The 18,865-nt window shown below is 67.7% G+C and carries 23 protein-coding genes; 9 read left to right on the forward strand and 14 right to left on the reverse strand.

All coding sequences use genetic code 11. The features are described from left to right. Positions 1-37: 37 nt before the first annotated feature. Complete coding sequence (locus D6850_RS02120) at positions 38-1,261, reverse strand: MFS transporter (protein WP_121165023.1); 1,224 nt, start codon at positions 1,259-1,261, stop codon at positions 38-40. A 149-nt stretch (positions 1,262-1,410) separates the two neighbouring features. On the opposite strand from D6850_RS02120, the gene D6850_RS02125 reads away from it, so the two are divergent. Continuing rightward, a complete protein-coding gene (locus tag D6850_RS02125; RefSeq protein ID WP_121163412.1) occupies positions 1,411-2,454 on the forward strand; it encodes an aldo/keto reductase in 1,044 nt (347 codons plus the stop codon). A gap of 13 nt (positions 2,455-2,467) precedes the next feature. On the opposite strand, the gene D6850_RS02130 is transcribed toward D6850_RS02125, so the two are convergent. Beyond that, on the reverse strand, positions 2,468-2,884 hold the full coding sequence (locus D6850_RS02130; RefSeq protein ID WP_121163413.1) for a hypothetical protein: 417 nt from the start codon (positions 2,882-2,884) through the stop codon (positions 2,468-2,470). A gap of 40 nt (positions 2,885-2,924) precedes the next feature. On the opposite strand from D6850_RS02130, the gene D6850_RS19390 reads away from it, so the two are divergent. Then, positions 2,925-3,101, forward strand: a complete 177-nt coding sequence (locus D6850_RS19390; protein WP_166433967.1) for a hypothetical protein — start codon at positions 2,925-2,927, stop codon at positions 3,099-3,101. A gap of 93 nt (positions 3,102-3,194) precedes the next feature. On the opposite strand, the gene D6850_RS19815 is transcribed toward D6850_RS19390, so the two are convergent. Further along, entirely contained in the window at positions 3,195-3,317 is a 123-nt protein-coding gene (locus D6850_RS19815; protein WP_281272550.1) for a hypothetical protein, read from the reverse strand. Between the two features lie 183 nt (positions 3,318-3,500). After that, positions 3,501-4,349, reverse strand: coding sequence for a helix-turn-helix domain-containing protein (locus D6850_RS02135; RefSeq protein WP_121163414.1), 849 nt, complete (start codon positions 4,347-4,349; stop codon positions 3,501-3,503). 111 nt (positions 4,350-4,460) lie between these two features. On the opposite strand from D6850_RS02135, the gene D6850_RS02140 reads away from it, so the two are divergent. Genes D6850_RS02140 through D6850_RS02150 form a run of 3 tightly spaced genes read left to right on the forward strand, consistent with a single transcriptional unit; the run spans position 4,461 to position 6,476 of the window. Beyond that, positions 4,461-4,667, forward strand: a complete 207-nt coding sequence (locus D6850_RS02140; protein WP_121163415.1) for a DUF2061 domain-containing protein — start codon at positions 4,461-4,463, stop codon at positions 4,665-4,667. Further along, positions 4,660-5,550 (forward strand): fatty acid desaturase, encoded by an 891-nt coding sequence (locus D6850_RS02145; protein WP_121163416.1) that lies wholly within the window; start codon positions 4,660-4,662, stop codon positions 5,548-5,550. The genes D6850_RS02140 and D6850_RS02145 overlap by 8 nt, the downstream gene beginning before the upstream one ends. A 20-nt stretch (positions 5,551-5,570) precedes the next feature. Further along, on the forward strand, positions 5,571-6,476 hold the full coding sequence (locus D6850_RS02150) for a DMT family transporter (protein WP_121163417.1): 906 nt from the start codon (positions 5,571-5,573) through the stop codon (positions 6,474-6,476). Here D6850_RS02150 and D6850_RS02155 read toward each other — a convergent pair. The 3 genes from D6850_RS02155 to D6850_RS02165 form a co-directional block, all read right to left on the reverse strand. Further along, positions 6,439-7,149, reverse strand: a complete 711-nt coding sequence (locus D6850_RS02155; RefSeq protein ID WP_121163418.1) for an NUDIX hydrolase — start codon at positions 7,147-7,149, stop codon at positions 6,439-6,441. The two genes, D6850_RS02150 and D6850_RS02155, sit on opposite strands and share 38 nt — an antisense overlap. An 8-nt stretch (positions 7,150-7,157) precedes the next feature. After that, on the reverse strand, positions 7,158-7,565 hold the full coding sequence (locus D6850_RS02160) for a DUF983 domain-containing protein (RefSeq protein ID WP_121163419.1): 408 nt from the start codon (positions 7,563-7,565) through the stop codon (positions 7,158-7,160). 250 nt (positions 7,566-7,815) lie between these two features. Next, positions 7,816-9,204: a diguanylate cyclase gene (locus D6850_RS02165; RefSeq protein WP_166433968.1), complete on the reverse strand. Its 1,389-nt coding sequence runs from the start codon at positions 9,202-9,204 to the stop codon at positions 7,816-7,818. 86 nt (positions 9,205-9,290) lie between these two features. Between D6850_RS02165 and D6850_RS02170 the strand changes: the two genes are divergently transcribed. From D6850_RS02170 to D6850_RS02185, 4 genes are all read left to right on the forward strand, one after another. After that, entirely contained in the window at positions 9,291-9,575 is a 285-nt protein-coding gene (locus D6850_RS02170) for a DUF3572 domain-containing protein (RefSeq protein ID WP_121163421.1), read from the forward strand. Continuing rightward, positions 9,572-10,273 (forward strand): HAD family hydrolase, encoded by a 702-nt coding sequence (locus D6850_RS02175; RefSeq protein WP_121163422.1) that lies wholly within the window; start codon positions 9,572-9,574, stop codon positions 10,271-10,273. Before D6850_RS02170 ends, D6850_RS02175 begins: the two co-directional genes overlap by 4 nt. Continuing rightward, on the forward strand, positions 10,270-11,163 hold the full coding sequence (locus tag D6850_RS02180) for a DMT family transporter (RefSeq protein ID WP_121163423.1): 894 nt from the start codon (positions 10,270-10,272) through the stop codon (positions 11,161-11,163). Before D6850_RS02175 ends, D6850_RS02180 begins: the two co-directional genes overlap by 4 nt. Positions 11,164-11,309: 146 nt before the next feature. Then, positions 11,310-12,869 (forward strand): trimethylamine methyltransferase family protein, encoded by a 1,560-nt coding sequence (locus D6850_RS02185; protein ID WP_121163424.1) that lies wholly within the window; start codon positions 11,310-11,312, stop codon positions 12,867-12,869. Positions 12,870-12,983: 114 nt separating this feature from the next. Here the strand turns inward: D6850_RS02185 and D6850_RS02190 are convergent, their stop codons facing one another. The 7 genes from D6850_RS02190 to D6850_RS02220 all read right to left on the reverse strand — a co-directional run bounded on the left by D6850_RS02190 (position 12,984) and on the right by D6850_RS02220 (position 18,814). Continuing rightward, positions 12,984-14,168 carry an amino acid aminotransferase gene (locus D6850_RS02190; protein WP_121165025.1) on the reverse strand — a complete coding sequence of 395 codons (1,185 nt, stop codon included), beginning with the start codon at positions 14,166-14,168 and terminating at the stop codon, positions 12,984-12,986. Continuing rightward, a complete protein-coding gene (gene sseA, locus D6850_RS02195; protein WP_121163425.1) occupies positions 14,168-15,025 on the reverse strand; it encodes a 3-mercaptopyruvate sulfurtransferase in 858 nt (285 codons plus the stop codon). Before sseA ends, D6850_RS02190 begins: the two co-directional genes overlap by 1 nt. Before the next feature lie 90 nt (positions 15,026-15,115). After that, on the reverse strand, positions 15,116-15,394 hold the full coding sequence (locus D6850_RS02200; RefSeq protein WP_121163426.1) for a hypothetical protein: 279 nt from the start codon (positions 15,392-15,394) through the stop codon (positions 15,116-15,118). 21 nt (positions 15,395-15,415) lie between these two features. Next, complete coding sequence (gene smpB, locus D6850_RS02205) at positions 15,416-15,892, reverse strand: SsrA-binding protein SmpB (RefSeq protein ID WP_121165027.1); 477 nt, start codon at positions 15,890-15,892, stop codon at positions 15,416-15,418. A gap of 111 nt (positions 15,893-16,003) precedes the next feature. Further along, positions 16,004-16,855, reverse strand: a complete 852-nt coding sequence (locus D6850_RS02210; RefSeq protein ID WP_121163427.1) for an ABC transporter permease — start codon at positions 16,853-16,855, stop codon at positions 16,004-16,006. Beyond that, complete coding sequence (locus D6850_RS02215; protein WP_121163428.1) at positions 16,855-17,712, reverse strand: ABC transporter permease; 858 nt, start codon at positions 17,710-17,712, stop codon at positions 16,855-16,857. Before D6850_RS02215 ends, D6850_RS02210 begins: the two co-directional genes overlap by 1 nt. A 4-nt stretch (positions 17,713-17,716) precedes the next feature. Then, the gene (locus D6850_RS02220; protein WP_121165029.1) at positions 17,717-18,814 is read right to left on the reverse strand and encodes an ABC transporter ATP-binding protein; all 1,098 of its coding nucleotides are present in this window, start codon (positions 18,812-18,814) and stop codon (positions 17,717-17,719) included. Positions 18,815-18,865: the final 51 nt, after the last annotated feature.

An 18,865-nucleotide genomic window follows, 5' to 3' on the forward strand; every position in this document is an offset into this window, starting at 1 on the left:
TTAGCGCAGGTGACGCGCAGGCGCCAGCGCGGCGCGGTCAGTCGGCGTCGCGGCCGCCGCGGGTCAGGCGGCCGATGGTGAAGGAGGTGCGCGGCGCCCAGACATAGCGCGTCCGCCGGGACTGTGTGGGGCGCGCGCGCATGCGGCTTACGCCAAAGAGGATGAGGACGCCGTGTCCCGCGGCGATCATCACGAACATTGCCGCGGGGCCGAAGATCTCGATCAGGTAGGAGGCGAAAAGCGGCGCCGCGATCGCGCCCACTGCGTAGAAGAACATCAGCGCCGCGGCGAGGTCGACGCGCTGGTCGCTCTGCGCGAAGTCGTTGGCGTGCGCGGTCGAGACCGAGAAGATCGGGAACGACGTCAGCCCGAAGAAGAACGCCGCCCACATCACGCCGGTCGTGCCGAGATCGGGCAGCGTCGCGGTGGCGATGCAGGACACGATCGCCGCCAGCGAAAGCGCGATCAGCACGCTGCGCCGGTCGTACTTGTCCGCAAGCCAGCCCACCGGGTATTGCGCAAGCGCCCCGCCCAGCACGAAGGCGGCCAGGAACCAGGCGATCTGCTCGACCGCCAGCCCGACCTGCTGGCCGTAGAGCGGGCCGACCATGCGGAAGGTCGCGCTCGACAGCGCGGCGACGATCACCCCCATCACGGCCAGCGGCGAACAGGCGATGGCGAAGCGGGGCCGAAGGCGCGGCGCGCTCGGGGTTTCGGGTTGGCGCACCTTGGTCAGCGTCATCGGCAACAGCGCGGCGCAGCAGAACAGCGCGAGGATATTGTACGAGATGTAGGAGGCCGGCTCGAGCACCGAGATCAGCATCTGCGCCACCAGCGACGCCCCCATGTCCGCGACCCGGTAGACGCCCATCGTGCGCCCGCGCGTCTGGTTCGTGACCTTGGCCTGCAACCACGCCTCGATCACCGTGTAGCAGCCGGCCACGCACAGCCCCATCGCCACCCGCATCAACGCCCAGGCGTAGGGATCTATCACCACCATGTGCAGGATCAGCCCGATCGTGCCCGCCGCCGTCAGCGCCGCGAAGGCGCGGGAATGCCCGACGCTCCCGATCAGCCGCGGCGCCCACCAGCAGCCGATGAAGAATCCCATGTAATGCGCCGAGCCCAGCAGTCCGATCTGCGCCGTGGAGAAATCCAGCGCCAGCCCGCTCAGCGCGTCGAGCGGCCCAAGCCCCCCGGATGAAAGCTGCATGAGGATGACGGACAGGAAAAGGGCGGCAAAGGAAATGATCGTACGCATGATGCGGGCAGATTGCCCGAGGCCGGCGCGGTGCGCCATGCCGATTCGACACGACCATGTCGCTTTTGTCGCCTCGCGGCCCCTTCGCGCGGTTCCCCCTCCGGCGCAATCCCCATAGTGTTCGCGCGGACAGTGTGAAAGGACGCGCGATGAAGATGAACCCGTTAGGCCGCACCGGACTGAGGGTGAGCGAACTCTGCCTTGGCTCGATGACCTGGGGCACGCAGAACTCCGAGGCCGAAGGCCACGCCCAGATCGACCGCGCGCTCGACGCTGGCGTGAATTTCATCGACACCGCCGAGATGTACCCCGTCAACCCCAAGAGCGCGGAAACCCAGGGCCGTACCGAAGAGGTGATCGGCTCGTGGTTCGCTCGGACCGGGCGGCGCGATGACGTGATCCTCGCCACCAAGATATCCGGCGAGGGCTACCAAGTCGTGCGCGACGGCGCGCCGATTTCGCCCGCAACGATCCGCGCGGCGGTCGAAGGATCGCTGAAGCGGCTGCGAACCGACCATATCGATCTTTATCAACTGCACTGGCCCAATCGCGGCAGCTACATGTTCCGCCAGAACTGGACCTATGACCCTTCAGGGCAGAACACCGCCCGCGTGCTTGCCGACATGGAGGACACGCTCGGCGCGCTGGAGCGCGAGGTCGAGCGCGGCACGATCCGCCACGTGGGCCTGTCGAACGAAAGCGCCTGGGGCACGGCGCAATGGCTGCGTCTGGCCGAGGCGGGGCGCGGCCCGCGCATGGCGTCGCTTCAGAACGAATACTCGCTGCTCTGCCGTCTCTATGACACCGATCTCGCGGAGCTGAGCGTGCATGAGGACGTGGGCCTGCTCGCCTTCTCGCCGCTGGCGGCGGGGCTTCTGACGGGCAAATACCAGGGCGGCGCCGTGCCGCCCGGCTCGCGCATGACCTATGTGGCGGACCTTGGCGGGCGCGTGACCAAGCGGATGCCGGACGCGGTGCAGGCCTATCTCGACATCGCCGCGCGGCACGGGCTCGACCCGGTGCAGATGGCTCTGGCCTGGGTGGCGCAGCGCCCGTTCACCGCCTCGGTGATCTTCGGCGCGACGTCGCCTGCGCAGCTTGACCTTGCGCTCGGGGCCGCGGACGTGACCCTGCCGGACGAAGTGCTGCGCGACATCGACGCCGCCCACCGGGCGCATCCGATGCCCTACTAGGCGCGCGGCGCGATCAGCGGAACCAGAACTGCGACTGGCGGTGTTGCGCCGGTCGCCCGGTCTCCGGCGGCGCCACGAGACGCAGCAGGATCGCCGTCAGCGCCAGCGCCAGCCCGAGGGCTGCGACCGAATGCAGGCTCAGCACTTCGCCCAGAAGGACGAGCTTGCCCATCACGAGCCCAAGCGCGATCCCCGACGCCACCTGCACGAAAAGGCCCGAGGTCAGCCAGAACCCCAGCGCGCCCAACACCACCAGGTAGAACGTGTCGAGCCCGGCGCCGTATCCCGACGGGCGCAGCAGCGACGTCACGATGTTATGCGCGCCGAATTCGTGTCCTTGCAGCCCGTATGCCGCAAGCGTGAAGAGCACAATACCCGTGCCGATACTCAGGAAACTGCCAAGGAAACTCTGCATCTCGATACTCCGCATATCTTGCCTGCGCGGGCGTGAAGAGGTGGGGGCAAACCGCATGTATATTGCCATCGGCCCCGATGACGACATCATCCGGCTGTCCGGCGGGGATGCCGGAACATATCGTTTCGCGAACTTCAGGCAGGGTTCGCGCGGGTTGGTGGGTGTGCCTGTAGTGTACTGCTATTCTTTTGGTTGCATTGATCGTGGCACCAATGGCTTTCTGATGCAATAGCAATTGTCGAAAATCTTTTAGGTAGTAAAGAAATCGATGCAGTCTGTCATCGCGTTGACGCCGATAGGGAATTTCGGATGACTCTTTGCGCGCTCACTCGTGATTTCGGCTGAACATCCTGCGAAATTGGCCCATTCGTCGCGCATGAAGCGCGCGGGCCATTGGGTTGCCGAGGGCGAGAACCGCCAGCGCGGCAATCAAGAGGTAATCGAGCATCTATTTCTCCGGTGCGGTAATATCGCGAGCAGACGCACAGCCATTATAGACGAACTTTGGCAGGATAATGACGCCAATAGTCCGAAATGCGCGCACCCGTCAGAACCTGGATTGTCTTTTAGTCGGTGCAATCGGAGAAAATCTCACCTATCTTAGTCATCCGATCAAGAGTTTTCCGCACGGCTACCGGACGTTTTTCACATAATGCGACATTTCCCGCGCTGTCACCGACGCCTCTCGAACCAGATGGTCGAAATGCTCGGTCAGCGCGCGCACTCTTTCGGTGTCGCGAAACGCCATGTAGTTACGCCCGATATAGATCACCGCCAGTAGCGGCCCGAAGATCGTGACCGGCGCGGAGAACACCCGCCGCGCGTCAAAGAGATAAAGCCGCAACCGCGGATAGAGCTGCCCGGACACTTCCGCCAGATGCGAGATCTGCTCGCGCCGAATTTCCGCCGGCAGGTCGCGGTAGTATCCGTCGCCGCGCGCGCAGCTCGTCAGCTCGTGCTCGGGCAGGGCGATCTCGTAGTCGGATTCCGTCCCGCGCATCCACGTCATCCGGTCTTCTGAGGCGCCGATCACCTGGTCGGTGCTGCGCCCCAGATGCGGCGCGTACTCCCATTCCAGCATCGCGCGCGTCTTGAGCATGTCGGGCAGCCCGGCGGGGACGTGGCGGATCTTGTAGCCCGCCGCCTCCTTGTGCCAGGCGAAGATCTGCTCGTCGATAAGCGCGCGCGGGGCCTCGGTCAGCGCCAGCGAATTGGCCAGCATGTCGGCGGCCGTCTCCGGCCGGTCGGTCAGCCCCAGCAGCCAGTCCGCCGACACCCCGAGCACGCGGGCGCATTCGCCCACCACCTGCGCGTTGGGCAGGCGCGGGCTGTCCCCGGACATGAGCTGCGAGATGGTCGAGCGGTCCACGCCCACGGCGCGGGCCAGTGCGCTCTGGTTGGTGTCGCGGCTGCGCATCGCCTCGTTGAGGCGGGCACGGAACAGCAGCGCGCGGGCGCGTTTGTCGGTTATTTTCATCATATGGTGATTTATATCACGGATGCAGAAGAATGTTAACTACATACGGAATGCCCCGCCGCCCGCGCCCCGGCTAAACCAATGACATACATTGGGGAAATCGAAGAGGACGGAATGGAACGGCCCGGGCGGACGCTGGTCAAGGCAGTGGTCTGGAACATAATCGGTCTTGGGACAATGGCGCTGGTCGGGTTGCTGATGACCGGATCCATGGCGGTTGGCGGCGCGATGGCGCTCATCAACACCGGGATCGGCCTCGCCGCCTATGTGATCTATGAACGCATCTGGGCGCGCATCCGCTGGGGAATCGCGCATGTCTAGGCGCCCGGTGGAATGGCCGACGCTGGCGATGCTGGCGGGAACCTACGCGCTCTGGGCGCTGGCGACGACATGGGCGGCGGCACTCTGGCTGCCCTTCGGCATGGCGCTGGCGATGCTGGCCATCGCGCAGCATTCCTCGCTCAGCCACGAGGTCCTGCACGGCCACCCGTTCCGCAATCGTCATCTTAACGAGATGCTGGTCTTTCCCTGTCTCGGCCTTTTCGTGCCCTACGGGCGCTTCCGCGACCTGCATCTTGCGCATCACCAGGATTCGCTGCTGACCGATCCCTATGACGATCCGGAATCGAACTACATGGACCCCGCCGTCTGGTCGCGCCTGCCGCGCCCCCTGCGCGCGGTGCTGATGTTCAACAACACGCTTCTGGGGCGCATGGTCGTCGGGCCGCTGGTCGGGCAGATCATGTTCATGCACGCCGACTGGCGGTCGATCCGCGCCGGCGACCGCGGGGCGCTTGCCGGCTGGCTCTGGCACGTCCCGGCGGTGATCCCGGTGCTGATCTGGGTGCAATATGCGGCGATGCCGCTCTGGGCCTACGTCGTGTGCGCCTATGGCGGGCTGTCGATCCTCAAGATCCGCACCTTCCTCGAACACCGCGCGCATGAGCGGTGCAGCGGGCGCACCGTGGTGATCGAGGATCGCGGGCCGCTGGCGCTGATGTTTCTCAACAACAACTACCACGTCGTGCATCACATGCACCCCCAGGAGCCGTGGTACCGGCTGCCGCAGGTCTACGCCCGCAACCGGGGCCATTACCTGCGGCGCAACGACGATTATGTCTATACAAATTACGCGCAGATCTTCCGCCGCTACTTCCTGCGCGCCAAGGACCCGGTGCCGCATCCGCACTGGACCCGCGACTAAATCGCGTCCATAGCGCGGCGATGGACGCCTGGATCATCCTCTCCATCGCCGCTGCCGGTTTCCAGACGCTGCGCTTCATGTTGCAGAAAACGCTCAGCATGGGCGCGCTGTCGGCGATGGGCGCGACCTATGCGCGCTTTGCCTACGCGATGCCGCTCGCGGCCGTCCTCGCGGCGGCCTACCTGCTCTGGTCCGGGGCGGATTTTCCTGCCTCTTCAGTGCGTTTCTGGCTCTTCGCGCTGTCCGGCGGTCTCGCGCAGATACTGGCGACATGGTGTGTCGTGGCGCTCTTTGCGCGGCGCAATTTCGCGGTCGGGATCACGTTCAAGAAGACCGAGGTAGTGCAGACCGCGCTTGTCGGCCTCATCGTGCTGGGCGACCGGATCGGCGCGCCGGGGATGGGCGCGATCATCCTCGGCCTCGCGGGCGTGCTGATCCTGTCGGACATGCCCGGCGGCGACGGCGCGCCTTGGCGGCGGCGCATTCTCAACCCGGCGGCCGGGCTCGGCCTGTTGTCGGGCGCGTTTTTCGCCATCTCCGCAGTGGGTTACCGCGGCGCCACGCTGGAAATCGCGAGCAATGATCCGCTGGCGCGCGCGCTGGTCACGCTGGCGGCGGTCACTGCGGCGCAAACCTGCGCCATGACCGTCTGGCTCGCCTGGCGCGACCGGGGGGAACTCGTCCGCGTGCTCGCCGCGCGGCGCACGGCCATCTGGATGGGGATTACCGGCCTCGGCGGCAGCCTCTGCTGGTTCACCGCCTTCACGCTGCAATCGGCGGCCTACGTCTTCGCCGTGGGGCAGGTCGAGGTGATCTTCTCGCTCGCCGCCTCCGTTCTCTTCTTCGGAGAACGGATCAGCGCGCGCGAAGCGTTGGGAATCGCGCTCATCACTCTGTCGGTGGTGATAGTGGCGATCGTCCCCTGAGCCGCAGGAACAGGCTTTCCTCGTCGTCGTTGCGGAAGAACGGGACCGAGGCGGGCGGCGCCGGGTCGTGCGCGCGCGCGGCGACCTCGGCCAGCACCACCTCGGTGATGAAGGGCAGGTCCACCCGGCGCGCGTCGCGCAGCGGCACCCATTGCAGGTGCGACAGCTCTTCGCAGGCGGCGCTGAAATCGTCGAGGTCGCTGGCGATGTCCTCCCCGTTGACGAGGAAGAAGCGCGCGTCGAAGCGGCGCGGGCGCCCCGGCGGGGTGATGGCGCGAAAGACGAATTGCAGCGCGGCGGCGTCCGGCACATGGCCCGTAGCGGCAAAGCCCCGCCAGTCCGGCGGGACCGGGCCGCGCCAATCCGCGGGGCGCCCGAGGATCAGGCCGGTCTCTTCCCAGAGTTCGCGGATCGCAGCGGCGGCGAGCGCGTGCGAGCGATCCTGCGCGCAATCCTCGCAAAGCCGCTCGGCGCAGAGCGGCGGCAGCGGTCGAAACAGCGGAATCTCCGCATCGCCCGGATCGACGGCGCCGCCGGGAAAGACGAACTTGCGCGGCATGAAGGCGGCCTTGTCGCCGCGCTGGCCCATCAGGACATGCGGATCATCGGCCCCGCCGCGCAGGACGATGACGGTCGATGCGTCGCGCAGCGCGGATTTGTCCGGCGTCGTCACGACGGCCCCTAGCGCGGCGCGCCAAAGCCGTGCATGTGCCGCGCCCACTGGAAGGCGACGATGCCGCCCTTGAGCCGCGGCAGCAGGTAGAGCGAGAGGCCCACACAGCCCACCGCGAATATGGTGAACAGCACCAGCGGCTCGGGTCGGAACCGGGTGAACACGAACATCAGCAGCGGCGCCATCAGGTGCCCGACGATCAGGATGGTCAGATAGGCCGGCCCGTCATCGGCGCGATGATGCGACAGATCCTCGCGGCAGACGGTGCAGGTGTCGCGCACCTTGAGATAGCTTTTCATCAGCGGGCCGGAGCCGCAGCAAGGACACTTGCGGCGAAAACCCCGCCGCAGCGCGGGCCAGAGTTCGCGTTCCTCCTCGCCGGCGGCGGCGGCAATGATGGTGGGCTGTTGGGTCATGCGGGCCTCTTTGGGTGATGCATGCAAAGTGGGGGATCGCGCGGCGAAAGAAAAGGGGACAATCGGGCCGCGCGGCGTCATGTCGCGAATCCGCGGCGCGGTTTATGCATACTTGACGGTAAAATCCAGTCGGCGGCCCGGCTCGGCGGTTCGGGTGCGCGCGATGGCGGCCATTGCACGGCGGACCGGGCCGCGCGGGATCATCGCGGGCGTCTGCCACCGCCCGGTCGGGCGCCGCGCCGCCGCGCGCTCAGGCGGCGGAACGTTCGCTGTAGTTGACCGTGTCGCGCCCGCGCGCCTTGGCCGCGTAGAGCGCGCGATCCGCCTCTTCCAGCAATGCGTCGATGCGCGGCGGCGGGGCGCCATGGCGAGGAGCGACAAGCGTCACGCCGATGCTGACCGTGACGGTGATCGGCCCGGTCCCCGGCAGCGCCGTCAGCGGGTGTTCCCGCACCGCCCGACAGAGCCGCGCGGCGGTGCGCCGCGCCTCGTCGCAGGGCGTGTCGGGCAGTGCGATCAGGAACTCCTCGCCTCCGATGCGGGCGATCATGTCCTCCTCGCGCAGGTTGCGCTGCAAGAGGCCGGCCACATGCGCCAGCACCTTGTCGCCGGCGGCATGGCCGTGGGTATCGTTGATCGTCTTGAAGTGGTCGAGATCGGCGACCATCACCGCGAAGGGCCTGCCCCCGGCGGGCGCCGCCGCCAGCCGTTCAAGGAAGGGCAGCGCGAAACGCCGGTTGTGCAGCCCGGTCAGCGGGTCGATCACCGCCGCGCGCAACCCGTCCTGGATGCGTTCGCGCAGGTGATCGCAGAACTGCTTGCGGCGCAGTTCCGCGCGCAGGCGCAGGTTCAGTTCCGCCGCGCTGGCGCGGTCGCTCACCACGTCGTTCGCCCCCATGTCCAGCAGCGCGGCCATGAGTTGCGCCGCGCCGCTTTCGACCACGGCGACGATGCGGCTGTGGCGCGTGACGGGCGAGGCGCGCAATTCGGCGATCGCGTGCATGCCCGCATCCTGCGCGGCGGGGCCGACGAGAACGGCGAATATGTCCGGCGTGCGCACGCCGGTCTGCGCGATCATCGGCAGGTCGGCGTCGAGGATGGACAGCGCATGCCCCGTGCCGGGCCCGAGCCGTGCGCGCAGCGCGATGGCGGCGGCGCGGTTCCCGGCAATGAGCGCGATGCGTCCCTGCGCGGCGAAACCGCCCCGCGCCTCGGCCAGACCGTCCGCGCCCTCGGCCCCGGCGTTGAGGCGCATGTCCTCGAGCGCGTGATGCTGGCGCAGGAGGCTGCGGATGCGCGCCAGCATGATCCGTTCGTCCATGGGCAGCGCGATCACCTCGTCCGCGCAGGCGCGCAGGGCCGCGACGCGGGCCGTTTCGGTGTCTTCCGGCAGCAGCAGGACGATGGGGACGCAGGCGAGCGCGGGCCGCGCCCGGATCGCGGCGATCAGCCGGGCGGCGGCGTCGCCGGGCAGGGCCGCGCTCGCCACGATCATGTCGGGCGCGGTCCGCGCCGCCAAGCGCAGCGCGTCATCGGCCGACGCCGCCTGCGTCACCGAAAAATGCGCGGAAGCGAGCTTGACCTTCAGGATGATCCTGTTGGTCGTCACCGCGTCGACGATCAGAATGTTCCCTGACATGGGCTGGCGCCTTTCTGACTTGCCCTTTTCGCTTCTCCGACTATCCATGTCAGAAGTTAAGAAAACCTTTCCGGGAGTCCTGCCGAATGCCTCAGAAGCAAGAAGCCGCCGAGACCGTCGGCCTGCGCTGCCTCGCTTGGCTGATCGGGAACGAAGATCTGCTGCCGGTCTTCATGGGCGCGAGCGGCGCGACCGAGGCGGACCTGCGCGAGGGCGCGCAGGACCCGGCCTTTCTCGGCGCGGTGCTCGATTTCGTGATGATGGACGACGCCTGGGTGATCGCCTTCTGCGAGGCGGAGGGGCTGGCGCCCGAGGCGCCGGCGCGCGCCCGCATGGCGTTGCCCGGCGGGCAGGAGATGAGCTGGACATGAGCGGCGCGCATGATATCGGCGGAATCGTCTTCGACAAGGACGGCACGCTGTTCGACTTCCACACCGCCTGGTCGGCCTGGACGGCCGCGCTCATCGCGAGGCTGGCCGAAACGCACGGCGTGTCGCGCGGAACGCTCGCGCGGGCGGTGGATTTCGACCTCGAGGCGGAGGCCTTCCGCCGCGACAGCCCGATGATCGCGGCCACCAACCGCGACGGCGCCGAGGCGCTGGCGGCGGTCATGCCGGGCGCCGACGTGGACGCGATCGAGCACGAGATGATGCTGAGCTCGGCCGACATCCCGCTCGCCCCGGCGGTGCCTCTGGGGCCGTTCCTCGACGGGTTGCGCGGGCGCGGGCTGCGGCTGGGCGTGATGACCAACGACACCGAGTACGGCGCGCGCGCGCACCTGAAGAGCGCCGGCGTGCTCGACCGGTTCGATTTCATCGCCGGGTTCGATTCGGGCCACGGGGCCAAGCCCGATCCCGGCCCGCTTCTCGCCTTCGCGCGCGCCGTGGACATCGCGCCGGCGCGCGCCGCGATGGTGGGCGACAGCACGCATGACCTTTTGGCCGGGCGGCGCGCGGGCATGCACACGGTGGGCGTGCTGACCGGCATGGCGGACGAGGACGACCTCGCCCCGCATGCCGACGTCGTGCTGCCCGATATCGGGCATATCCCGGGCTGGCTGACCGGGTGAGACAGCATCCGTTCTTCGGCCTAGGCCTCGCGCTTTTCGGGGCGCTGATCCTGTCGCCCGACGCGATGCTGATGCGTCTTTCCTACATGAACGGACCGCAGATGATGGCCTGGCGCGGCCTGTGCATGGGCGCGGTGATGCTGATCGGCTGGCTGCTGCTGAGCCGGTCGCGCCGCGCCGACCTGCGCGCGGCGCTGAGCGGGTTCGGGTTGCTCATCATCGGCTGCCAGTGCCTCAATTCGACGCTTTTCAGCGCCGGCATCGCCACCGCGCCCGCCGCCGTGGTGCTGTTCGGCATCGCGACCGTGCCGGTCTTCGCCGCGTTGGGATCGCGCCTGCTGACCGGAGAGCGGGCGCGCCCGGCCACCTGGGCGGCGACGGTTGCGGTGATGACGGGCATCGGCATCGCGGTGTTCGGCGGGCAGGGCGAGCGGATCGGGTTCGACCTCGCCTCGGCGCTGGGGGCGCTGGCGGGGCTGGGCGTCGCGATGGTGCTGGCGATCAACTTCGTCGTGCTGCGGGCGCGCCCCGAGCTGCCGATCGCGCTGCTGTTCTGCGTGGGCGCGTTCTGCACCGGGGCGATCGGCACGTCGGTGGTCGGTCCGGCGGCGCTGCTGGACGGGCGGGTTTGGGCGATCCTGCTGACCGCGGCGGTGGTGGTGCCGGCGTCGTTCTTTTCGCTCTCGGTCGCGTCGCGCTACACGGCGGCCTCGAACGTGAGCCTGCTGATGCTGCTCGAAACCGTGCTTGGGCCGGTCTGGGTCTGGCTCGCGCTGGGCGAGGCGGTGGGGCCGGCGATGCTGCTTGGCGGGGCGATCGTGGTCGGCAGCCTCGCGCTCTACCTGCTGCACGAGCGCAGGCGGATGGCGCGCGGCAGGATTTTTCGCTGAAGAAACCGGAACGGGAAATGCGCGCGATCTCCGGGGCGCGCGTGACGGGACGGCTGCGCGAAACCGACATCATTCGTCGGAAACCGGAAACTCGCGCCGGTCCGTGCGTGCTTGTCTTGGCTCAGGCCGCATGACGGGAGCATGAGATGACCGGGAACAGACGCAGGAAACGCAGCGGGGGCCGCGCAGGCGCCGCGGACCGGCGCGGCACGGCCGCGATCGAGCAGATGCCGTGGGCGCCGCCCATCAACCTTGACCGCCCGACCGAACCGCTTGACGAGGACGGCATCGCCGCCATCCATGACGGCGCGATGCGCATCCTGGAAGAGATCGGGATACAGATACTGAACGCGGAAGCGGTCGAGATATTCCGCGCTTCGGGCGGTTGCGCGATCGACGGCGACAAGGTTCGGATGGGTCGCGACTTCGTGATGGAGCAGATCGCCAAGGCCCCGCCCGAGTGGAGCGTCACCCCGCGCAATCCCGCGCGCCAAATCACGATGGGCGGGCGGCACATGAATTTCGGCAACGTGTCCTCGCCGCCGAGTTACTGGGACATGGGGCTGGGCCGCAAGGTCACCGGCAACCGCGAGATGTGCGCGAACCTGCTGAAGCTCAGCCAGTATTTCAACTGCATCCATTTCGTCGGCGGCTACCCGGTGGAGCCGCAGGACGTCCACGCAAGCGTCCGCCATCTCGACGTGCTCTTCGACAAGATGACGCTGACCGACAAGGTGGCGCATGCCTACTGCCTCGGGGCCGAGCGGGTCGAGGACGTGATGGAGATGGTGCGCATCGCCGGCGGGCACTCGGACGCGGAGTTCGACTCGGGGCCGAAGATGTACACCAACATCAACTCGACCTCGCCGCTCAAGCACGACCACCCGATGCTCGACGGCTGGATGCGGCTGGCGCGGCGCAACCAGGGGCTTGTCGTCACGCCCTTCACGCTCGCGGGCGCGATGGCGCCGGTCACGATGGCCGGCGCCGTGGCGCAGAGCATCGCCGAGGCGCTGATCGCCGTGGTGCTGGCGCAGCTCATCCGCCCGGGCGCGGCCTGCGCGATTGGCACCTTCACCTCGAACGTGGACATGAAATCGGGCGCGCCGGCCTTCGGGACGCCGGAATACATGCGCGCGACGCAGATGACCGGACAGATGGCGCGGTTCTACGGGTTGCCGATGCGCGCCAGCGGCGTCTGCGCGGCCAACGTGCCGGACGGGCAGGCGATGTGGGAGACCTCGAACAGTCTCTGGTCGGCGGTGCAGGCGGGGGCGCACATGGTCTATCACGCGGCCGGCTGGCTCGAGGGCGGTTTGATCGCCAGTCCCGAGAAATTCATCATGGATTGCGAGATCCTCCAGCAGATCCAGCGTTACATGGACCCGATGCTGACCGCGACCGGCCCGGACGAGATCGCCATCGATGCGGTGCGCGAGGTCGGTGGGCAGGGGCACTTCTTTGGCATCCAGCACACGCAGGACCGCTATACCACCGCCTTCTACCAGCCGTTCCTGAGCGATTGGCGCAACTACGAGGCATGGGAATCCGCCGGCGCCGTCTGGACCGCCGCGCGGGCGCACCAGACCTTCCACGACATCATCGCTAGCTTCGAGCCGCCGCCGATGGATGAGGCGATCCGCGAGGAACTGGTAGACTTCGTGGCCCGGCGCAAGGCCGAGGGCGGCGCGCCGACGGATTTCTGAACCGCCGCCGCGCTCGCCTATCTGTCCGGCGAGAGGGCGCCGCCAGTCTATCGCGCTGATGCAGAGGATGATCGCGAAGCACCCGCGCGGCAGGCGGCCGGGCCAGGGCGCTTGTCAGCCGCTCACCTCGACCACCGCGCGCGCCAACACCGGGACCGTGCGTTCAGAGAGCCCTGCCACGTTGATCCGGCTATCGCCCAGCATGTAGACGCCATGCTCTTCGCGCAGCCGGGCGACCTGCGCCGGGCTGAGCCCCAGCAGCGTGAACATGCCGCGGTGCTGCGCGACAAAGCCGAAACGGTCCGACCCTGACAGGCGCCGCAACTCTTCCGCCAACTGCGCGCGCAGGCCGAGCATGGAGCGGCGCATTCGTTCGAGTTCGGCCTGCCACTCGGCGCGCAGCATCGCATCGCCCAGCACCTTCGTCACCAACCGCGCGCCGTGATCTGGCGGAAAGGAATAGTTCTGCCGGTTGAGATGCGCGAGGTTGTCCTGCGCGACGGCGCGCAGCCTGCTCTCCTGGGCCACCGCCAGCAGGATGCCGGTGCGTTCGCGGTAGATGCCGAAATTCTTGGAGCAACTGGCGGCGATGAGCGTTTCCGCGCAGCGCCCGGCGATCATCCGCGCGCCCGCCGCGTCCGCGTCGAGCCCGTCGCCGAAGCCCTGGTAGGCGATGTCGATCATCGGCGTGGCGCCGGTGCGGTTGAGCGTGTCGACCACCGCCCGCCATTCGGCGGGGTTCAGATCCGCGCCGGTGGGGTTGTGGCAGCAGCCGTGCAGCAGCACGACGTCGCCGCGCGGGACGCAGGCGAGATCGGTCAGCATGCCATCCGCGTCGACCCCGCCTGTCGCGTCGTAGAAATAGCGGTAGGGGACGGCCTCGATCCCGAGATGGGCGAGAATGCTCAGGTGGTTGGGCCATGTCGGGTCCGGCACGTGGACGCGGGCGCGGGGGTTGGCCATGCGGATCAGCTCGAACGCCTGGCGCACCGCGCCGGTGCCCCCCGGCGTGCCGGCCGCCGCCACCTGTTCGCGCCCGACCGCGTCGCCGAGGACGAGTTCCGTCATCGCGTCGGCGAAACCCGGATCGCCGACGAGACCAAGATAGCTCTTGGTGGTTTCTTCCTCCCACCACTGGCGCTCGGCTTCCTTGACGGCGCGCATGATGGGGGTTGCGCCGGCGGCGTCCCGATAGACGCCGACGCCGAGGTCGATCTTGTCGGCGCGCGGATCTTGGGCGAACGTCTGCATGAGCGTCAGGATCTTGTCCGCCGGCTGATCCCGCAGCGCGCCCAGCATCAGGCGTCGCCGGTCGCCACGGCCACGGTGGGCGAGGCGCCCCATTCGGTCCAGGACCCGTCATAGAGCGCATGGTCGGTCTTGCCGATCCGTTCCAGCGCGAGGTTGAGAATCGCGGCGGTGACGCCCGACCCGCAGGTGGTGATGGCGGGTCGGGATAGATCGACGCCGGCGGCCTCGAAGGCGGCGCGCAGGGCGTCCGGCTCCTTCATCGTGCCGTCCTCGTTCAGCAGCGTCGCGTAGTGCACGTTGCGCGCGCCGGGGATGTGCCCGGCGCGCAGCCCCTCGCGCGGCTCAGGCGCGTCGCCGCGAAAACGGTCGGGCGCGCGGGCGTCGATGATCGCGTGATCGCCGAGCTTGGCGGCGGCGGCGACCTGGGTGGCGTCCTTGACCATCTGGTTCTGGCGGCGCGCGGTCATGTGCCGGTCGCGCACCATCGGGGGCATGTCCTCGGTCGGGCGCTCCTCGGCCCGCCACTTGGGAAAGCCGCCGTCGAGCACGGCGACGTTCCGCTGTCCCATCAGCCGGAACAGCCACCAGACCCGCGCGGCGGAAAATATCCCCGCGCCGTCATAGACCACCACCTGGTGCCCGTCTCCCACGCCCATCGCGCGCAGGCGCGACATGAACTTCTCGGGACTGGGAGCCATGTGCGGCAGCTCGGACCGGCTGTCGGAAATCTCGTCGATGTCGAAGAATCGCGCGCCGGGAATATGGGCCTCGTCATACTCGGCCTTCGCGTCCCGTTCGGCGGCGGGGAGATACCAGCTCGCGTCCAGGATGCGCAGATCCGGGTCCTGGAGATGAGCGGCCAGCCACTCGGTCGAAACAAGGGTCTTGGGATCGTCCTTGGGCATCTCGCTCCCCCGCTTTGCAATACCTGCCTTGGGTATCGCCCGCAGGGTGGCAAGGCAAGACCGCCAGGACCCCGTTTCGCCGCGCGTCGGTTATTTGCCGATGGCGTTGCGCAGCGCGCCGACGGTGGCGAGCACGGCGGCGCCGCCGAGGCCGCCTGCCGCGATCTGCCCGACGATCCCGCCAAGGGTCGCGCCGCCGGCGCCGGTCACGTCGCCGCCGCCGAGCGTCGAGAGCAGTTGCGCCCCGGCGCCGCCCCCGAGAATGCCGAGGGTCGCGGTCGCCAGCGTCCCGAGGCTCAGCCTCCGGAACACGCCGCCCGCGACAGCGGCGCCGAGCGCGCCCGAGATCATGCCGATGATGAGATCCATGCGCGCCCTCCCGGATCAGCCTCAGCCGTAATCCTTCAGCAAACGCTGCTTCTGGCGGTTCCAGTCGCGCTTGGCTTCGCTGGCGCGCTTGTCGACGTTCTTCTTGCCCTTGGCGATGCCGATCTTGAGCTTCGCCCTGCCGCGGTGGTTGAAGTAGAGCACCAGCGGCACCAGCGTCATGCCCTTGCGCTGGGTCTCGTTCCAGAGCCGCGCCAATTCGCGCTTTGACACCAGCAGCTTGCGCCGCCGCTTCTCGTCATGGCCGAAGGTCTTGGCCTGCTCGTAGGGGGCGACGTAGCTGTTCACCAGCCACAGTTCGCCCTCGTCCACGGCGGCGTAGCTTTCGGCGATGTTGGCGCCGCCCGCGCGCAGCGACTTGACCTCGGACCCCTCGAGCACGATGCCGCATTCGACGTCGTCCTCGATCGCGTAATCGTAGCGCGCGCGACGGTTCTCGGCGATCACCTTGTAGTTGGATTTTTCACTGTCTTTGGCCATCAGCATGACTTAGGCGCGCGGCCGCCCGTTGTCCAGCGCGCGCGCTGGAGCCCGCGTTGCGAAATCCGGTTCACCGCGGCCTGCGACTGGCCGGCGGCGCGATGGCGCGCTTCAGCTGCGGCGCTGGAACGCGATCAGGATCAGCGCCAGCAGGGAAGAGCCGAGCATCAGCAACAGCGAAACCGCGTTCAGCAGCGGGGTCGAGCCTTCCTTCAGGCGGTCGAACATCTCGATGGTCAGCGGCGCGTCCGAGCCGACCAGCATGAGCGTGGTGTTGAAGTTCTCGAAGCTCATCAGGAACGCCACAACCGCCGCGCCGACGATGGCGGGCATCAGGAACGGCACCGTCACCGTGCGCACCGCCGTCAGCCGGTTCGCCCCGAGGTTCAGCGCCGCTTCTTCCAGCGTCGTGTCGAATTTCTGCAACCGCGCGGAAATCACCAGCGTCGCAATGGTGGTGATGAAGGAGAACTGCCCAAGCACCACCAGCACGAGGCCGGGGCGCAGTAACTCCGCGTCGATCTGGGCGGCGTCCCACAGCTCGTTGGCGACGGTCGAGGAAAACACCAGGATCGAGATGCCCAGCACGATCCCCGGCACCACCAGCGGCAGCAGCATCAGCACATAGAGCAGGCCGCGCCCGCGGAACTTGTAGCGGTTGAAGAGAAAGGCGTTCGACGTGCCCACCGCGACCGACAGGGTCGCCACGCACACCCCGACAAGCGCGGAGGTGCCGATCGCGCCAAGGATGCTGCGTTCGTGAAAGACGCCGATCTTGGGGGCGGCGTCGCCGAAGAACCAGTCCAGGGTGAACCCCTCCCAGGGCAGGGACGGGAACTGGCTGTCGTTGAAGGCGAACACCGCGACCACGGCCAGCGGCAGCGTCAGGTAGACGAAGAACAGCGCGACGTAGCCGGTCCAGATCAGGTTGAGCGCGCGCGGGGAGGGGATCGTCGGGATCATCAGCCCATTGTCCTTTCCAGCGTCTGCCCGGTCAGGCGCAGCATCCCCCAGACGATCACCGAGGACGCGAACAGCAGCATGAAGCCGAAGGCCGCGCCCAACTCCCAGTTGAAGCGCACGATGAACTGCGAATAGATCATCTCGGTGAACCAGAGGCTGTCCTTGCCGCCCAGCATGGTCGGCGTCAGGTAGTTGCCAAGACTCAGCATGAAGACAACGATGCAGCCCGACACGATCCCCGGCACGGCGTGGGGGATCACGATTTCGCGCATAACCGACCAGCCCGAGCCGCCAAGGTCATACCCCGCCTCGATCACCGAATCGTCGAGGCTGTCGAGCGTCGTCACAAGTGGGACCACCATGAACAGCATCGAGGTATAGACGAGACCCACCATGATCGCCGCGTCGTTATAGAGCATCTCGACCGGACCGCTGACCAGCCCCGCCCATTGCAGGAATTGCGAAATCACGCCGGTTTCGCGCAGCAGGATCATCCAGCCGAAGGTGCGCACCAGTTCGGACACCCAGAACGGGATGAGGCAGAGCAGGAACAGCACCGAACGCACCCGCCCGCGCGCCATCTTGGCGATGTAATAGGAGACCGGAAAGGCGATCAGCAGCGTGATCAGCGTCGCCAGGACCGACATCACCGCCGTGCGCATGAAGGTGCGCATGTAGAGCGGCTCGGTCGCGATGGTGACGTAATTGGCGAGGCTGGTCCGGTATTCGCCCACGCCGACGCGCTCGCGCAGCGAGATCAGCAGCATGTCGACATGCGGGATGATGATCAGCAGCACCAGCCACAGCAGGATCGGCATCAGGAGCAGGACGAAGCCGATGCGCGCATGCGCCGCCATGCCCCTAGCCCCCGTTCGCGGCAAAGCAGTTCGCCTGCGCCGCGGACCAGCCGACATGCACCGGCGCGCCGCGTTTGAGGTCGGCGAATTCGCCGGATTGCGGCAGGGTGACCTCGATTTCGCCGCCCGCTTCGCCGCTTTCCACGATGATGCGGCTGGCGGCGCCGTTGAAGAGCAGGCTGCCCACGGTTCCCGACAGCCGGTTGTCGAACCCCGCGAGGTCGCCGGGCTCGCGCGCGAGGCGGATCGCCTCGGGGCGCACGAAGATGTCGACGGCGCCCCCATTGGCGGCCTGCCCCTTGGCGGCGGCGCGCATGGTCAGGCCCGTCTCGGTGCGCAGTTCCACCGCGTCGCCCGCGACGCGCTCCACCGTGCCGCGCCAGCGGTTGCTGTCGCCCACGAACCCGGCGACGAAGGCCGTTTCGGGGCGATAGTAGAGATCCTGACCGGCGCCGACCTGCTCGAAGCGACCATTGTTCATCACGGCGATGTGGTCGGACATGACCAGCGCCTCGGACTGGTCGTGCGTGATGTAGACGAAGGTGGTGTCGAACGCCGCCTGGAGCGATTTCAATTCGATCTTCATGCGTTCGCGCAGTTTGAGGTCGAGCGCGCCCAACGGTTCGTCGAGCAGCAGCACGTCCGGCTCCAGAACCATGCACCGCGCGATGGCGACGCGCTGTTTCTGCCCGCCGGAAAGTTCATCGACCTTGCGCTTGCCGATGCCGGGCAGGCCGATCCGGTCGAGCACCTCGTCGACCTTGCGCGCGATGTCGCCCTTGGACATGCCCGCGCGGCGCAGGCCATAGCCGATATTGGCCTCGATGTTCATCATCGGGAACAGCGCGAGGTGCTGGAACACCATGTTCACCGGGCGCTTGTTCGGCGCGACGTCAAGGACCGAGCGGCCCTTGATCGCGATATCCCCCGACGTGGGCTCCAGGAAACCGGCGATCATCCGCATGATCGTCGTCTTGCCGCAGCCCGAGGGGCCGAGGATGGAAAAGAACGACCCCGCCGGCACCGAGAACGAGACGTCGTCGACCGCCAGCGTTTCGCCGAAGCGGCGGGTCAGGCCGGTGCATTCGAGGTCGGGGATCATGGGCATTCCGTCTTGCAGGATGGGGCGGCCCAGCTTTCGGGGCCGCCCGCC

Origin of the sequence: Roseovarius spongiae, from assembly GCF_003651245.1 — a bacterium.
In the GTDB taxonomy this organism is placed as follows: domain Bacteria; phylum Pseudomonadota; class Alphaproteobacteria; order Rhodobacterales; family Rhodobacteraceae; genus Roseovarius; species Roseovarius spongiae.

Coding starts and splice junctions, on each gene's coding strand:
- D6850_RS02185 (WP_121163424.1), top strand. CDS start 11,310: ATGACCGGGAACAGACGCAGGAAACGCAGCGGGGGCCGCGCAGGCGCC.
- D6850_RS02215 (WP_121163428.1), bottom strand. CDS start 17,712: ATGGCGGCGCATGCGCGCATCGGCTTCGTCCTGCTCCTGATGCCGATC.
- D6850_RS19815 (WP_281272550.1), bottom strand. CDS start 3,317: ATGCTCGATTACCTCTTGATTGCCGCGCTGGCGGTTCTCGCCCTCGGC.
- D6850_RS02130 (WP_121163413.1), bottom strand. CDS start 2,884: ATGCGGAGTATCGAGATGCAGAGTTTCCTTGGCAGTTTCCTGAGTATC.
- D6850_RS02150 (WP_121163417.1), top strand. CDS start 5,571: ATGGACGCCTGGATCATCCTCTCCATCGCCGCTGCCGGTTTCCAGACG.
- D6850_RS02190 (WP_121165025.1), bottom strand. CDS start 14,168: ATGCTGGGCGCGCTGCGGGATCAGCCGGCGGACAAGATCCTGACGCTC.
- sseA (WP_121163425.1), bottom strand. CDS start 15,025: ATGCCCAAGGACGATCCCAAGACCCTTGTTTCGACCGAGTGGCTGGCC.
- D6850_RS02165 (WP_166433968.1), bottom strand. CDS start 9,204: ATGTCAGGGAACATTCTGATCGTCGACGCGGTGACGACCAACAGGATC.
- D6850_RS02120 (WP_121165023.1), bottom strand. CDS start 1,261: ATGCGTACGATCATTTCCTTTGCCGCCCTTTTCCTGTCCGTCATCCTC.
- D6850_RS02170 (WP_121163421.1), top strand. CDS start 9,291: ATGCCTCAGAAGCAAGAAGCCGCCGAGACCGTCGGCCTGCGCTGCCTC.
- D6850_RS02135 (WP_121163414.1), bottom strand. CDS start 4,349: ATGATGAAAATAACCGACAAACGCGCCCGCGCGCTGCTGTTCCGTGCC.
- D6850_RS02140 (WP_121163415.1), top strand. CDS start 4,461: ATGGAACGGCCCGGGCGGACGCTGGTCAAGGCAGTGGTCTGGAACATA.
- D6850_RS02125 (WP_121163412.1), top strand. CDS start 1,411: ATGAAGATGAACCCGTTAGGCCGCACCGGACTGAGGGTGAGCGAACTC.
- D6850_RS02160 (WP_121163419.1), bottom strand. CDS start 7,565: ATGACCCAACAGCCCACCATCATTGCCGCCGCCGCCGGCGAGGAGGAA.
- D6850_RS02175 (WP_121163422.1), top strand. CDS start 9,572: ATGAGCGGCGCGCATGATATCGGCGGAATCGTCTTCGACAAGGACGGC.
- D6850_RS02200 (WP_121163426.1), bottom strand. CDS start 15,394: ATGGATCTCATCATCGGCATGATCTCGGGCGCGCTCGGCGCCGCTGTC.
- D6850_RS19390 (WP_166433967.1), top strand. CDS start 2,925: ATGTATATTGCCATCGGCCCCGATGACGACATCATCCGGCTGTCCGGC.
- D6850_RS02220 (WP_121165029.1), bottom strand. CDS start 18,814: ATGATCCCCGACCTCGAATGCACCGGCCTGACCCGCCGCTTCGGCGAA.
- D6850_RS02145 (WP_121163416.1), top strand. CDS start 4,660: ATGTCTAGGCGCCCGGTGGAATGGCCGACGCTGGCGATGCTGGCGGGA.
- smpB (WP_121165027.1), bottom strand. CDS start 15,892: ATGGCCAAAGACAGTGAAAAATCCAACTACAAGGTGATCGCCGAGAAC.
- D6850_RS02210 (WP_121163427.1), bottom strand. CDS start 16,855: ATGATCCCGACGATCCCCTCCCCGCGCGCGCTCAACCTGATCTGGACC.